Below are 13,642 nucleotides of genomic sequence, written 5' to 3' on the forward strand. Positions count from 1 at the left end.
TCCTCGAAGTGTGATTAGGGATGTTCCTTATTCTCTTTTTCTATCTCCTTGAAGGCATCTGCTCCATCGATCTCGAGCACAAACGAGCCACGGTATCCGCAGTCCTTGCAGAGATAGACCTGTCCGACGTACCCTCCGGCAACCGCAAAGATTTCCTGGCTTTTACAATTCGGGCAGTAAAGCATAGTAAACAACTCTATATGAGCATCAGGTACAAAAACTAGTGCAATGAGGAATATTGTCATCTCGCTGGGTGGTTCGATCCTCCTCCCGACCCTCAGCGGGAACAGGATCAGCAGCTATGTTCCGGTACTCCGGGCGATAGCAGAGCACCACCGTCTTTTCGTTGTCGTCGGCGGGGGCGGTGCTGCACGGGATTATATTGGTGCTGCACGAAAACTCGGTGTGGACGAGGGAACCTCCGATGAGATCGGCATCCTTGTTACCCGGCTCAACGCCACACTTCTTATTGCGGCACTGGGAGATGCTGCCTACCCGAAAGTGGCAGAGAGCCATGCGGAAGCAAAGAAGTTTGCAGAATCCAACAAGATCGTCGTGATGGGCGGTATCACGCCGGGCCAGACCACCGATGCGGTCGCGGCGGTGCTCGCTGAACGCGTAAGAGCGTCGGTGTTTATCAATGCAACCTCGGTAAACGGCATCTATGACAAAGACCCGAAAAAGCATAAGGATGCGAAGCGGTTTGAGACTCTTACGCCCCAGCAGCTGCTGGAGGTTGTCAGCCAGATCGGTCTTGGCGCCGGATCCAACAATGTGCTCGATATCATCGCTGCCCGTATCGTCGAACGCAGCCATATTCCTTTAGTTGTACTGGACGGCCAGGACCCGGAGAACCTGTCAAAAGCAATTCTCAACGGTACATTTACGGGGACGATAGTTTCTGAAAACAATAAATCCCCTCTTCCGGTTTGACCTCCGGGGACCATTACTTATTTTTATCATCCCGGCACATCTATGATGTCGCGGGGTAGTAGGGTAGCCTGGTCCATCCTAGAGCGTTTGGGACGCTTTGACGGCGGTTCGAATCCGCCCTACCCCATTGGCTATGAAAAAGCAGGACGCAGCGCAGTGCTATTCTCTTCTTGCCAGACATTATCCTGATGCCCGTGATTCTCCTGCTATGCTCTCGAAAGGCTCTGCCTTTGAGGTGCTTGTCCTCACTATCCTTTCAGCACAGACTACTGATCGTGCGGTGCTGATGGTACGAGAGCCGCTTTTTAAAAAATACCCGACACCGTCTGCTCTTGCCAAGGCCGGGACAGAAGATGTGGAAATGATCATTCATAGTCTTGGATTTTATCACGCGAAAGCCCGCAATATTATCGCTGCCTCCCGGGTGCTTCTCTCAGATTTTAAGGGAATTGTTCCCGAATCGATGGATGAATTGCTCACGATTCCCGGGGTAGGGCGGAAGACGGCCAACATCGTGCTTTACCATGCGCTTGGCAGGAACGAAGGGATTGCTGTCGACACCCATGTCCGCAGGCTGGCACAGCGGATCGGTTTTTCAAATACTGATAATGTCACCGTCATTGAACGCGATCTCATGGCTCTCTTCCCGCAGGAGCAGTGGGGCGATCTCACCGATGTCCTGATTGCCCACGGGCGGGTATGCTGCGACGCGAAGAAGCCACGGTGTGAAGTGTGCCCGATACGTGCACGGTGCCGGTATTACGCAACAACCGTAAAAGAGAGTACATAATTACCGGTTTTTCCGGTCTGTTTTTATCCGACAATAACATGGATCGGGTAGGGATGAGATATGACTCACTCGGATATCTCGCATTGGGGAGTACTGGTATCCTTATGTCTGGATCCCGGGAGAAAACAAGCCCGCTCCAGGTTCTGTTTGCCTTCCGGATATCCCGGCCGCTACCAGGAAACCCCGTAAACCGGCCCGTTTATGTTCCTGTAAAAATATTCCTGATTTTTGCCCTGATTGTCAAAATACGGTCGGAAAGCACCTCATCCGGAGGTCACTAAAGGCCCTTGCATCGAGGCATTTTTTTGTCAAATAGTCTATCCCATCTGACCTGGAGAAACCCTGTCGGAATGCGAATATGGGGCTCTTTTTTTCCGGAGGATGCCTAAAAAGGGGAGGTGATGAGCATGCGAATACATCAACCGATGATCCAGTAATTCACCGGTTTTTCTGCAAACGTTTTCCCGAGTACCTGCTCATGGAACCGCTTTGCGGTTACCCAGGTAAGGTGTGCCTCAAAATCATCCGGGTGCATAGGTTTCTTTTCAATGCACTCACCGAATCCTTGCTTGTTTTCACATGGGTTTTGGTTCTCTCTTTCATGAACAATCTGCATGGTACACCTCATTATTTTTCACAGAATCGATTAAGATCGCAGAATCGTACGGACTCGTAGATGATCCCACGGGCATCCTCAAGGATTTCCGGCGTGTGCATCGTCCGCGAATTATAATTGATCCTGTTGATCTGGATAGTCAGGGCCGCAAGAGTTCTCACCATCGTCCGGATATGAGTAGATTTATCCTGGTCGTGCCGACATTTCCGGTACAGAGCATCGGTTTTTTTCATAAGGGCCCGGACAAGGTTCCTGCATTCTTCCAGGGGGTTATCGTCAGACTGCCATCGTTTTACAGGAATTTCCGGTAACATAAGCGATGTGTCTTTTCTCTTCGGAGAGTTTTCCATTCTTCAGCTCCATTGCCGGGCTCTTCTCCCGGACACGGAGCCCGGATACAGCCCAACCCAATTACCTATCCTGTTCTGTAAGTATATACATAAAATAATTTCTCTATATTTTTTATAACAACTATAGCCATAACCCGGGGACTCCCGGGCTTGCCGCATTATTGCAAACTTTCTCAGGAAACTTGTTGGTGTTTTTCATATTCAGGGACAAATATTGAGCCAATCCTAATAGTTATAGCGTCACGGACCTGGTGGAACTGTGTCATCGTCATCGCTGCAGGGGGGATTCCGGCAAGTACTGCTATGCGATCGTTTCACGAATCGGGAATACCCGTCACTTTTTCTCACTTTATTCTCTATATATTACAGTGGAATATATAGATTATGGCGAAAATGTATATCTGGCCGCTGCGGGTATCCTTATGCAGAGTATTGAACGGGGATTTTGTAGGAGAATTATAAGATGCGAACTCTGCGAGAAATCCTGTGAACTAACCATGATTGATGACAAAGATACTGTGTTCCTCCTGATAACCCGGGAAAACATGCATTAAACCCGGACCTTAATCACGCAACCCGCCAGCGAAAATCCCCCTTCGGTGGGGAATAAACCCTTTGAGAAATTAATATGATACCCGCAGTTCTGCACAAAGCTCTCAGCATAGTAACCGGAGAAACAATGATCCCAAATGGTATTGGAGAACGCGCTGTTGGAACTGAAACCTCGAATATTACTGCTGCCACGATTCCGCTCGTACCGGGCCGTAAGCCCATATCCATCTCGCTCCTGCTTGTCGATGACGAGCCCTCGCTGCTGGAGATTGGGCGGATATATCTTGAACGCACTCCCGGTATCACGGTGACTACTGCGGATTCAGCATCGTCCGCACTCCGGGAACTGGAAAACACGACATTCGATGCGATTGTTTCCGATTACCAGATGCCGGGAATGGATGGGATTGCGTTCTTACAGGAAGTTCGAGGCCGGTCGCGGACCCTGCCGTTCATCCTCTTCACCGGTAAGGGGCGGGAAGATGTAGTGATCAAAGCACTGAACTCCGGCGCAGATTATTACCTGCAGAAAGGCGGGGATCCCAAGTCCCAGTATGCAGAGCTTGTGCACAAAGTGAAGCGCTCTGTTGAACAGCGACGGGCAGAATCAGCACTGAAACGAAAGCACGCAGTTCTGCGGGCAATCCTCTCCGCTTCACCAAACGGTATTGCCTATGTCAGGAGTCGTACCTTCCAGTGGGTAAATGACTCTCTTGCCGCAATGCTGGGATACCGGCGCGACGAGCTCAAAGGTCTGCACCTGGAGAAACTCTACGAGAATTACCAGACCTATGATGAGATTGGCCGTCGGATCCAGAAGGATCTCAAGGCTACCGGGAAATCCACCATCATCACGAGGTTCAAACATAAGAACGGTTTTGCGATCGATGCCGAGATCCACATCGCTCCGTTAGATGCAGGCAACCTTCACTTGGGCCACATGATTCTTATGTCAGATATCTCCCGTAAAGTAGCAGCGGTGCGGGATATGAAAAACCCGACTGGTATCCCTCATCTTGAACTGAGTCCGGTAATAGAAGTGGACCAGAACGGAAAGATCACGTATTATAACGATGCAGCAATCGATGCAATGGTCCGATACGGAAGCCGGGGCTCATTAGAAGAATTCTTCCCGAAAGACCTGTCGACGATTCTTACTCGTATGGACGAGATGGATACCGGCTCAATATTCCGGGACGTGATGATAGGTACTGCTACCTACCGGCTTCACATCACACTCAGTGCAAAATTCCGGATTGCACGCCTTTCAGCAGTCAATACCAGTGAAGCCTGATGCTCTCCCTCCTGTCCGAAAAACCCCATACATTTTTTTTATCTGGAAAGAGTGTGTAAAGTATCCGTATCCACCATGTCAGGAATGAATGAACACAAAGCACTGTATCCCGTTCTTGCGCTGATATTCTTGTCGATGCTCATCATTATGTTTGTGTACGAGCTCACCAAACAGGTGCTCAATCCCTCAATTGATATCTGGGAATCCCATGCAATCACCATTGTTTTTACCAGTGTCATGTCTGTCATTATTGTCTATTTCCCGCTCCGGTCTTTTTACCGTCAGCAACAGAGGACAAAGGAGGCACTCCGGCACCAGCAGGAGGCTGAGGAGAAACTGCGAAAATCCGAGATGCAGTACCGTTCGTTTGTCGAATCGGTTGAAGATTCAATCTATACGGTCGACCGTGACTGCCGGTATCTTCTTATCAATGCCCGGCACCTTTTACGTCGGGGGCTTTCACCCGATATGTATGCAGGAAAACTCTATGGGGACTTCCACTCCGTAGAAGAGACCACAATCTTTGCCGGTCAGGTAGCGCGGGTTCTTGCGTCAAAAAGCCAAGTGCAGGATGAGTATGAGCAGAACGGGCAGTATTACCTCCGGAAACTCAACCCGGTTATTGATCCGGTGGTAAACGACGTGATCGCCATCACGGTCATCTCATCTGATATCACCGACCGGAAGAATGCGGAGAAGAACCTTGAAACGATCAACCGAAAGCTCAACCTGATGAATGACATTACCCGTCATGATATGCTCAACCAGCTTACCGTGCTCAACTCTTATCTCACGCTTGCCGGTGAGCAATCGGGCGATATGGTCACACAGAAATATCTCGTGAAGAGCGAACAGGTTATCGATGCGATCCTTGCCCAGATCCTCTTTGCCCGCGATTACCAGAAGATCGGTGTGGAGTCTCCCCAGTGGCAGAATATAGCAGTTACCCTCGTGAAGGCCCGCCTTCCGCAGAAGATTACATCCGTCGCCATCGATGATCGTTGTTCTGAAATCGAGATCTATGCGGATCCTCTGTTTGAGAAGGTGCTCTACAACCTGCTGGACAATGCTGTGCGATATGCAGGCCCCCAGCCGGCAATCAAATTTTTTTTGCAGGAAGAGCCCGACCGGCTCGTGCTGGTCTGTGAAGACAATGGTCCGGGCGTTCTTCAGGAGAACAAGGAGAAAATTTTCTTACGGGGATTTGGGAAGAATACCGGGTTGGGTCTCTTTTTGATCCGGGAGATTCTCGCCATTACCGGTATTTCTATCCGGGAATGTGGCGAGGAGGGGATAGGGAGCCGGTTTGAGATTGCGATTCCTGTCGGGAAGTACCGGGTCGTAGGGAAAAAGTACACCGGTTGAGAGATCGATATACAACCACTCTTTTTTTAAAATGCATAAAAAAACTATATCGGGCTCTGATTACTATAATCATGTCCGGAAAACCCCATAAAGTCGTCCGTTACGGTGCTTGTGGAAAATATACTTAAATATCGCTCTAAATGTCAAAATATAGTAGGAAAGCACCTCGTCCATTGGTCACTATAAGCTCTTAAATTGAGGCTGTTTTTACAACTTATTTTATCCCCTCCTGACTCCTAAAAGCCTGCCGGAACGCGTATATGAGGTTTGTTTTCCTGAGACGTGATCAAAAAAGGGATAATACAACAAAAATGAGGAAATGTCAGACTAAAAACATTGTAGCCTAAAAAACAGTTCCACATTAAGCCCCCTGAGAATGAGGACGATGGCTGTGACCCGATTATTCCGCGAGGCGATAAGTATCCCGGCAAGCTCCCCTACTAAAAAACAAGTCCATCGGGAATTACTGCTGGATGAAAAGCGCTTCCATCAGGAATAATGGGAATAGATGTGTAAAGATTTTCCGGTTTTTCCGGAAATGTCTTTATGATCCGACAATCAGCCGTATCCCCATAAACGCCACAAAACCGATGAGGGCACTGATCGGGATTGTCAGGATCCATGCGAGAGCAATGCTCCTTGCAACACTCCATTTTACGGTACTTGCACCCATCGTAGTACCTACGCCCATGATCGATGTGCAGATGATGTGCGTTGTACTCACGGGAATACCTGCGATAGAAGCCCCGATGATGGTTGCTGCACCCGCACTCTCTGCAGCAAACCCATGCACCGGACGAAGTTTGGTGATCTTATATCCCATTGTTTTTACAATCCGCCATCCTCCAAAAAGTGTCCCGAGTGCGATGGCGGCATGGGCAATGAGGATCACCCATAAGGGAACCGGCAGGTGGTTGGGGTCAACAGCAACGCCGAAATATCCGATGGAGAAAAGGAGGGGAACTATGATACCCATTGTTTTCTGTGCATCGTTTGTTCCGTGACTGAAACTATAAGCTGCCGCCGAGCAGAGCTGAAGCCGTCTGAAATGGGATTCCGCTGTAGATTTATGGGCATTCTTGGTGATATTGAGCACGAGTGCCATGAACAAAAAACCAACTGCAAAACCAATCAGGGGGGAGATGACCATAAACGCTGCTACCAGTGAAACGGTGGACCACTTGATTGCGACAAGTCCGGCTGCCGATATACCGGCTCCTGCCATTCCCCCGATAAGAGCGTGGGATGATGACGTAGGCAGACCGAAAAACCATGTGATCATATTCCACACAATTGCACCGGTGAGTGCAGCGAGAATGATATAGGGGATCATAACTGTTGGGACAATCTCAAGCTGAATGATCTTGGCGATCGTACTCGCAACTGCGACTCCAAATCCGAAAGCAGCAATAAAATTAAAAAATGCGGCAAAGACCACTGCATTCCGTGGGGAGAGTACTTTTGTGGAGACCACGGTTGAAATTGAATTGGCCGAATCGTGAAACCCGTTGGTAAAATCAAAGATAAGTGCGATGACGATGATGACAATAATCAGGATGAACGGTGCCTCAATCATGCAGACTCCTTACGTGTGACAGTACCCATTATGAGTGCCGGATAGCGATATCGGACAGCACATTTGCAACATCTTCACAGTTATCCGTAGCGGTCTCAAGGTGTTCGTAAATGTCCTTTAATTTAATAATGGTAATTGCATCAGTTGTTTTGAAGAGATCAGTCACGGCATGTGCAAGCACATCGTCGGCAAGGTTTTCGAGCCGGTTCACTTCAATGCACCGTTCTTCAATATATCGGGGGTCCTTGATGGAACGGATGCCTTTTACTGCACTCTCGATCTCAACCGTGGACATATGAATCAGTTTTGCCAGCTCGATCATGTGAGAGTCCGTGCCTTCGATTCCGTAATAGTACATCTTTTCGGTAGCGCCATCGATATAGTCCAGAACCTCATCAAGGCATGATGCAAGGTGGGAGATTTCTTCTGGATCGAGTGGGGTGATGAACGAGCTGTTCAGCTGCTCGTAAATATCGTGGGTGATCTGGTCTCCCTTATGTTCGAGTTTCTCGATTGCATGGCGCTTCTCCTTGATATTGGTAAAATCCTCAGTCAGGGCGACAAGCAGCCATGCCGCCTCCTTTACCACACCCGCCTGTTTTTCAAACAGGTCGAAAAAAACCTTATCCTTTGGTATCAGCAACTCACGAAGACCCATAACAAACCTACTGGTAATCGGTGGTGGTTCCTAAAAAATATAGCGAAATTGTATGGCCCCTATACACTGGTCAACGCGAAGCTTATCATTAAGTAACCAGTCCATGACACAACCAGCGCAAGGGGGATGGTAATCACCCATGCAGTCATCATCTCGCGCACAACCTTCCACTGGACTGCGTTCCTGCCTCTTGTTGCTCCGACACCAATAATCGCGCCATTGATCGCGTGCGTAGACGAGACCGGTATACCCTGCTGGGTGACCATCACGAGAATTGCGCTGCTCGCACTCGCAGCACAAAATCCCTGGTACGGCCGGATCTTGGTGATATCTTTTGCCATTTTATCGACTACCTGCCACCCGCCAAAACAGGTGCCCAGCCCGATTGCAACTGCTGATGCAAGAATTACCCACGTCGGTACTACAAAGGTGAGCAGGATGCCTGAGGAGAGCAGCAGAGCGGTAATCACACCGACTGCGTGCTGGCCATCGTTTGCGCCGTGGGCGGTTGCCTGAACGAGGCATGCGAGCACATGCAAAGGCTGGAAAATATGTTTCGCCCTGCTCTGCCGCGAGTGTTTGATGAGCTGGGAGACAAGGATATTAAAGAGAAATGCACCCGCCATGCCAATGAGCGGCGAGATGAAGATGAAGAGCACTATCGCAAGGAGGCCGTGGATCTCTATTACACCGGCAATCATCATGATCGGGATGATTATACCCGCACCGCAGACGCCCCCCAGCAGGATTCCAAAAAGGATATCCCCCTCGAATGCAGCACAGATGATGGCAAGTATAAGAGCCCCGAGAATCGCACCAATGCAGGCGAAAAAGAAAACCTGAATTACGGTGTCTGCACTGGGAAGGATAACGGCGGAAAAACCAAATGCACCTATGCCTGCTCCCAGCAATCCGCCTACCATGGCGTGACTGCTGGATATCGGCATTCCCATACGCGTGGCAACAAATACGAGAACAATTGAAGCTCCCAGTGCCACAACAATCGAAAGCGGGGTGAGCGCGTCTTTCGTGACGATAGCAGTACCAATCGTTGCTGCAACAGCCGTGGAAAAAATAAACGGTCCGATCATGTTGCAGATCGCGGTAGAGAACACTGCCTTTATCGGGGAGAGTGCTTTTGTAGCAACAACCGTTGCAATCGAGTGCGAGGCGTCATTGAGACCATTGACAAAGTTAAGTGCAAGCGCGAGGATGATGCCAAACAGGATGATGGGTTCCATGCCAATCATGCGTGGCTCATTGCAATATCATTGAGTGCATGCCCGACATCGTTGCATTTTTCCATCACCCGGCCAAGTCCTTCGTAGATATCCTTGAGCTTGATGATCAGGAGCAGATCTTTATTCTTGAAAAGATCGAGCACCGCTTTTGCCTGCAATTCAATCGACAGATTATATATCCGGTTGATTTCTATTGAATGGCTCTTCACCCCATCAGGTTTTTTTAAGCTTTCAAGCGCATTTACTGCATTTACAATCTCTGTGGCAGACATCATGATCAGGTAGGAAAATTCCTTTAATGTCTCATTACTCTCGGCGAGCTCGTAGTTGCAGACCTGCTGGGTGACCCGGTCAATGCGGTCCATGACATCGTCTAGGACCGGTGCAAGCCGGGCGATCTCTTCGGGTTCGAGGGGTGTGATCAGTGATTCGTTCAACTGTTCGTACACATGACGGGTTATCTCGTCACATTGATGCTCAAACTGTCGCACCTTGTGAGATTTTTCTATGCCATTCGGAAGTTCGTGGGTGATCTCGTTTAATATGACGGAAGCTTCGGAGATCTTTCCCGCCATTTCTTTAAAGAGGGTAAAAAAAATCTTGTCTTCTGGGAGAATTAGATCACGGATATGCATAAGGGGTCTGATTAGTCCCTCTGGTATTCAAGTATAAAAAACAAAGGGACCTTTAAGTTTATGGAATGTTTTGTTTATTGATCAGGATGATTTTTGGAGTATCTGCAACAGGAGGATACTTCACTATGAGAATAATCCGGCTTTCCGGTACATGGGCTGAACCTCTGCTCCTTCAAGATTACCCCCTGCCCAGACATATCGGTCGCGTATAGTCTGCGGCAACTCTTTTTCTGCAATCGGTATAAAACCCTGCTTTGTGTAAAAACCGATGAGGTGCCGGACCGCATGCATATACAGGTCATCATTATGGCAGGCTTCCACCAGTGCCCCGACTGCGAGCCGTGAATAGCCTTTCCTGCGATGTTTATCAGGAGTGAAAATACCATCGACATCCATGCCGTCAGGATGACGCCGGCAACGGGCTAAAGAGACGATCAGGTCTCCGGAAAAAACTGCAAAGATCCTGTCTGTGGCAGGATCACCGGTTGTATCGTGGTACTCTACCCAGCATTTATCCGCTACAGGGAATTCATCCGCCTTAAGTTCACGCACACTTATTTTCTTCTCCTTATGATTCCCATTTTTTTGTAACGTTTCCTGGGATGTGTTCACGCCGGTTCTTCTGATTGCATTGATTCCGTCCTGTTCGATCATAGTATCCGGTATCCTTCGGGGGGAATCATGATCTCAAACCGTGTGCCTTTTTTGGGAGTTCCCGTTTCTTTGATCGTCATATCACTGATGGCACAAATTTCATGGGCAAGGAACAACCCGTGACCATACCGTTCTTCTTTTTGCGTGAACAACGATTCTTTTATGCTCGTTTCAATGCCCGCACCATCTGTTTCTACAAGAATAGCACAGCCATTTTCCCGTATGTGGTAGGTGACTACGACCGTAGTCACTCCATCCGTTTCTTTTATGGTTGTGTCAAAAATATGGAAAAATACTGCCGGGAGATGGGGATCAGCAAAGACTTCCAGTCGTTCAGCCCATGTTCTGAACGAGATGCCGCCAACCCCAAGACGCCCGATTGTATCCAGCACTGCACCCTGCACCGGAATCCAGGCCGGGGGTGATGTGCCGATATCCTTAAACTCGCGGGATATATCGATCTGGCGCTGGATTCCCTGAGCTGAATCCTTAAGAGCTTCGATCAGGAACAGGACATCAGGATCATCAAATTTCATCACCCCAATCGAAAGGATCCCATACAGGCCTGCAAGTTTTCTTGAAATGTCATGACGCACGATACCGGCAATGGTATTGAGCCGGCTGCTGGTATTCTGGAGTGCCGATTCGGTCATGACCTGTTCGGTTATATCCCGGATCGATTCAATGGCACCCGTGACATTACCGTTCCCGTCAACAAGGGCGGTTGCAGCAATACGGAGATACACCCCTTTTCCTCCTTTAAAATGAGGGATAAAAATTTCAGAGACCAGTTTTTTACCTTCTTTTTTTACCTGGGGGTACCACGTATCTGTTTCAGGACCGGGTGTGAGAATGAGATCCAGGAGGGCGGGACGCTTTACTCCATAGAATGCGATGGAATAGGCCCCATCCCCCTTATTAAGGATCTCTGCTTTTCTCACTCCCGTCAGCTCTTCGACTGCCTGGTTCCATACGATCACCACACCTTCACAGTTTACAGCAAATGTCGGGTAGGGTAAAAATTCGATGATCTCGTGAAGCTGCTGCTCAGATTCCCGCAGTTTTGCAGAGAGAAATGTAACCACTCCCCCGACAAGGATAAAGAAAGTCATGCGGAAGAGAGTGGAAACGATGAGGAGGAGATCCAGGGGCAGGATAAGTGTGATCAGTGCACCATAGGCAACGGCAATAAGCGTAGAAAAAAGAAGACCCCGGCGGGGGAACCAGTAGCCGGCAAGAATGATGGGTATGTATATTACATGCGAAAGCAGAACGGTGATTCCGGTGAACATGCCAACGAGATTTATACCCAATGCAATTACCGTCGCAACCGCAATAGTAATAACACGCGTACGGGTGAACGGAGATGAAGAATTGAATAATTGAAATGTCTTCATTCCCGGAGGCACCTGCTTCTTCTGGATTTGCTCTGAACGGGCAAAAAGATTGTCTTTAGCGGTATTAAAAATCTTAAGGATAAATATATGATGGTAATCCCTGAATCAGACTGAATTGTCGTTGACCCGGAATAAAGACCATTCCAGAGTGTCTCTTTTTCTCACGAATGCATAATGGAAGCTCGTCCCTGAGAACTGGTCTCTGGAAGGTAATCACGACTTTTCCGGTGAACGGATGGTTGCCGGAGGGCAGGTAATTTCGAATCGTGCCCCTCTATGGGGATCTCCTGTCTCTTTTATGGTGATGCCGGTAATATTCAGAATTTCCCGGGATAGGAAAAGGCCAAGACCGGTATTTTTTCCAAATCCGTAGGTAAAGATCTTCTCTTTTTCATCTGCAGGTATTCCGGTACCGTTATCCTCGCAGATGATCGTGCAGGTATTGTTTTTACATCCATAGCTGAAACGGATAGTAGTCATCGATATGCCCCCGTACCTCACGGCATTTTCGATAAGATTGGAAAATACTTTCTCGATTAACGGGTCTGCATACAGTTCAATCTCTACTGGCACAGAATTATCCAGTTTCACGGTGCCAAGCGAGGTGTGTTTTAAGGAATTGTCTATAAGGGTGCTGACATTGTGCCACACTGCTGACTTGATGCCGACTTTCTGGTAATCTCCGGTAAATCGTACCGTGTTGACCGTCTGGTTGACAATCCCATCCGCAGTGAGGATATATTTCCATGCTTTTTCTGGCTCTGCATTTTTTTCCACGAGTGCAAGTTCAATGTATTCGTGAAGGGCCATGAGCTGGTTGAGAAGATCATGCCGGGTGATACTTGCCATCAACTGGAGTTTTTTGTTGGCTTTTTCCAGGGCATCTTCAACTTTTTTTCTTTCAGCATTCTCCTTGAACAGATCATCATTTACCTGCTGAAGTTTTTCAACTGTCACCTGGAGTTCCTCATTTACTGCATTGAGGCGCTCGTGGGTTTCGAGCAGTTCAGTATTTTTCCTGACTGCCAGATCATAGGTAGAGAGCAGAATTGTGAGGATTTGCAGTCTCCCGGCAGTGATGGTATGGTTGCTGTCTGCAAACGACACCTCGATGCCGGTTCCGGATCGGCCGTCTGGGTCAGGGCGGGAGAGCATCTGGAGAACACTATGAATTCGTGAATAAACGTGCTGGGGCTCAAAGGGTTTGATAATGATATTATCGGCACCCGCTTCAAGGCCTTTGATCACATCCACTGGGTCGAAAAGTTGGGTGACGAGAATGACCGGAATTGATGCCATTGCAGCATCGGAACGGATCCTGCGGCAGAGTTCATACCCGTCCATCTCCGGCATAATAATGTCTGATAACACCAGAGCAGGGCGATCGATTTTAATCTGTTCCAATGCTTCAAGACCATTTGCTGCAAGAACTACCCTGTACCCTTCATTTTCAAGGATATGACGCAGGTATTCCGCCTGGGTCCTGCTGTCTTCGACTACGAGAAGTTTCATCGGCTTTTTTGGATAAGTGCCGTTCATGTAAAGGCTGGCTCCATCATTATCGTATTGTTTTTTGTTCAT

At 48.6% G+C, this 13,642-nt stretch carries 14 protein-coding genes and 1 tRNA gene; 5 read left to right on the forward strand and 10 right to left on the reverse strand.

From position 1 onward, the window contains the following. Positions 1–14: 14 nt before the first annotated feature. Positions 15–185 (reverse strand): hypothetical protein, encoded by a 171-nt coding sequence (locus WC593_05690; protein MFA4824635.1) that lies wholly within the window; start codon positions 183–185, stop codon positions 15–17. Positions 186–228: 43 nt separating this feature from the next. On the opposite strand from WC593_05690, the gene pyrH reads away from it, so the two are divergent. The 3 genes from pyrH to nth all read left to right on the forward strand — a co-directional run bounded on the left by pyrH (position 229) and on the right by nth (position 1,723). Next, complete coding sequence (gene pyrH / locus WC593_05695) at positions 229–933, forward strand: UMP kinase (GenBank protein ID MFA4824636.1); 705 nt, start codon at positions 229–231, stop codon at positions 931–933. A gap of 52 nt (positions 934–985) precedes the next feature. Then, positions 986–1,060: transfer RNA gene (locus WC593_05700), tRNA-Pro, on the forward strand. 6 nt (positions 1,061–1,066) lie between these two features. Beyond that, positions 1,067–1,723, forward strand: coding sequence for an endonuclease III (gene nth, locus WC593_05705; GenBank protein MFA4824637.1), 657 nt, complete (start codon positions 1,067–1,069; stop codon positions 1,721–1,723). Positions 1,724–2,141: 418 nt separating this feature from the next. Here nth and WC593_05710 read toward each other — a convergent pair whose 3' ends face one another. Together WC593_05710 and WC593_05715 are read right to left on the reverse strand one after the other, a co-directional pair. Then, positions 2,142–2,339 carry a hypothetical protein gene (locus WC593_05710; GenBank protein MFA4824638.1) on the reverse strand — a complete coding sequence of 66 codons (198 nt, stop codon included), beginning with the start codon at positions 2,337–2,339 and terminating at the stop codon, positions 2,142–2,144. Between the two features lie 11 nt (positions 2,340–2,350). Further along, a complete protein-coding gene (locus tag WC593_05715) occupies positions 2,351–2,689 on the reverse strand; it encodes a hypothetical protein (protein MFA4824639.1) in 339 nt (112 codons plus the stop codon). Between the two features lie 679 nt (positions 2,690–3,368). Between WC593_05715 and WC593_05720 the strand changes: the two genes are divergently transcribed. Both WC593_05720 and WC593_05725 read left to right on the forward strand, forming a co-directional pair. Further along, on the forward strand, positions 3,369–4,535 hold the full coding sequence (locus WC593_05720) for a response regulator (protein ID MFA4824640.1): 1,167 nt from the start codon (positions 3,369–3,371) through the stop codon (positions 4,533–4,535). An 84-nt stretch (positions 4,536–4,619) separates the two neighbouring features. Next, complete coding sequence (locus WC593_05725) at positions 4,620–5,900, forward strand: ATP-binding protein (protein ID MFA4824641.1); 1,281 nt, start codon at positions 4,620–4,622, stop codon at positions 5,898–5,900. A gap of 544 nt (positions 5,901–6,444) precedes the next feature. On the opposite strand, the gene WC593_05730 is transcribed toward WC593_05725, so the two are convergent. The 7 genes from WC593_05730 to WC593_05760 all read right to left on the reverse strand — a co-directional run bounded on the left by WC593_05730 (position 6,445) and on the right by WC593_05760 (position 13,642). Then, positions 6,445–7,476, reverse strand: a complete 1,032-nt coding sequence (locus WC593_05730) for an inorganic phosphate transporter (GenBank protein ID MFA4824642.1) — start codon at positions 7,474–7,476, stop codon at positions 6,445–6,447. A gap of 28 nt (positions 7,477–7,504) precedes the next feature. Further along, positions 7,505–8,134 (reverse strand): DUF47 family protein, encoded by a 630-nt coding sequence (locus tag WC593_05735; GenBank protein ID MFA4824643.1) that lies wholly within the window; start codon positions 8,132–8,134, stop codon positions 7,505–7,507. A 59-nt stretch (positions 8,135–8,193) separates the two neighbouring features. Then, the gene (locus tag WC593_05740; GenBank protein ID MFA4824644.1) at positions 8,194–9,384 is read right to left on the reverse strand and encodes an inorganic phosphate transporter; all 1,191 of its coding nucleotides are present in this window, start codon (positions 9,382–9,384) and stop codon (positions 8,194–8,196) included. Beyond that, on the reverse strand, positions 9,381–9,950 hold the full coding sequence (locus tag WC593_05745) for a DUF47 family protein (protein MFA4824645.1): 570 nt from the start codon (positions 9,948–9,950) through the stop codon (positions 9,381–9,383). The genes WC593_05740 and WC593_05745 overlap by 4 nt, the downstream gene beginning before the upstream one ends. 183 nt (positions 9,951–10,133) lie before the next feature. After that, a complete protein-coding gene (locus WC593_05750) occupies positions 10,134–10,664 on the reverse strand; it encodes a GNAT family N-acetyltransferase (protein MFA4824646.1) in 531 nt (176 codons plus the stop codon). Beyond that, positions 10,661–12,061, reverse strand: coding sequence for an ATP-binding protein (locus WC593_05755; protein ID MFA4824647.1), 1,401 nt, complete (start codon positions 12,059–12,061; stop codon positions 10,661–10,663). Before WC593_05755 ends, WC593_05750 begins: the two co-directional genes overlap by 4 nt. Positions 12,062–12,274: 213 nt before the next feature. Continuing rightward, positions 12,275–13,642 (reverse strand): hybrid sensor histidine kinase/response regulator, encoded by a 1,368-nt coding sequence (locus WC593_05760; GenBank protein MFA4824648.1) that lies wholly within the window; start codon positions 13,640–13,642, stop codon positions 12,275–12,277.

Origin of the sequence: Methanoregula sp., assembly GCA_041645435.1 — an archaeon.
Lineage (GTDB): Archaea > Halobacteriota > Methanomicrobia > Methanomicrobiales > Methanospirillaceae > Methanoregula.

What these genes read in the sequence shown, in the direction of transcription:
- WC593_05750 (MFA4824646.1), bottom strand. Translation starts at nt 10,664, where the DNA reads ATGATCGAACAGGACGGAATCAATGCAATCAGAAGAACCGGCGTGAAC.
- WC593_05735 (MFA4824643.1), bottom strand. Translation starts at nt 8,134, where the DNA reads ATGGGTCTTCGTGAGTTGCTGATACCAAAGGATAAGGTTTTTTTCGAC.
- pyrH (MFA4824636.1), top strand. Translation starts at nt 229, where the DNA reads ATGAGGAATATTGTCATCTCGCTGGGTGGTTCGATCCTCCTCCCGACC.
- nth (MFA4824637.1), top strand. Translation starts at nt 1,067, where the DNA reads ATGAAAAAGCAGGACGCAGCGCAGTGCTATTCTCTTCTTGCCAGACAT.
- WC593_05720 (MFA4824640.1), top strand. Translation starts at nt 3,369, where the DNA reads ATGATCCCAAATGGTATTGGAGAACGCGCTGTTGGAACTGAAACCTCG.
- WC593_05760 (MFA4824648.1), bottom strand. Translation starts at nt 13,642, where the DNA reads ATGAACAAAAAACAATACGATAATGATGGAGCCAGCCTTTACATGAAC.
- WC593_05745 (MFA4824645.1), bottom strand. Translation starts at nt 9,950, where the DNA reads ATGGCGGGAAAGATCTCCGAAGCTTCCGTCATATTAAACGAGATCACC.
- WC593_05730 (MFA4824642.1), bottom strand. Translation starts at nt 7,476, where the DNA reads ATGATTGAGGCACCGTTCATCCTGATTATTGTCATCATCGTCATCGCA.
- WC593_05690 (MFA4824635.1), bottom strand. Translation starts at nt 185, where the DNA reads ATGCTTTACTGCCCGAATTGTAAAAGCCAGGAAATCTTTGCGGTTGCC.
- WC593_05755 (MFA4824647.1), bottom strand. Translation starts at nt 12,061, where the DNA reads ATGAAGACATTTCAATTATTCAATTCTTCATCTCCGTTCACCCGTACG.
- WC593_05740 (MFA4824644.1), bottom strand. Translation starts at nt 9,384, where the DNA reads ATGATTGGCATGGAACCCATCATCCTGTTTGGCATCATCCTCGCGCTT.
- WC593_05715 (MFA4824639.1), bottom strand. Translation starts at nt 2,689, where the DNA reads ATGGAAAACTCTCCGAAGAGAAAAGACACATCGCTTATGTTACCGGAA.
- WC593_05710 (MFA4824638.1), bottom strand. Translation starts at nt 2,339, where the DNA reads ATGCAGATTGTTCATGAAAGAGAGAACCAAAACCCATGTGAAAACAAG.
- WC593_05725 (MFA4824641.1), top strand. Translation starts at nt 4,620, where the DNA reads ATGAATGAACACAAAGCACTGTATCCCGTTCTTGCGCTGATATTCTTG.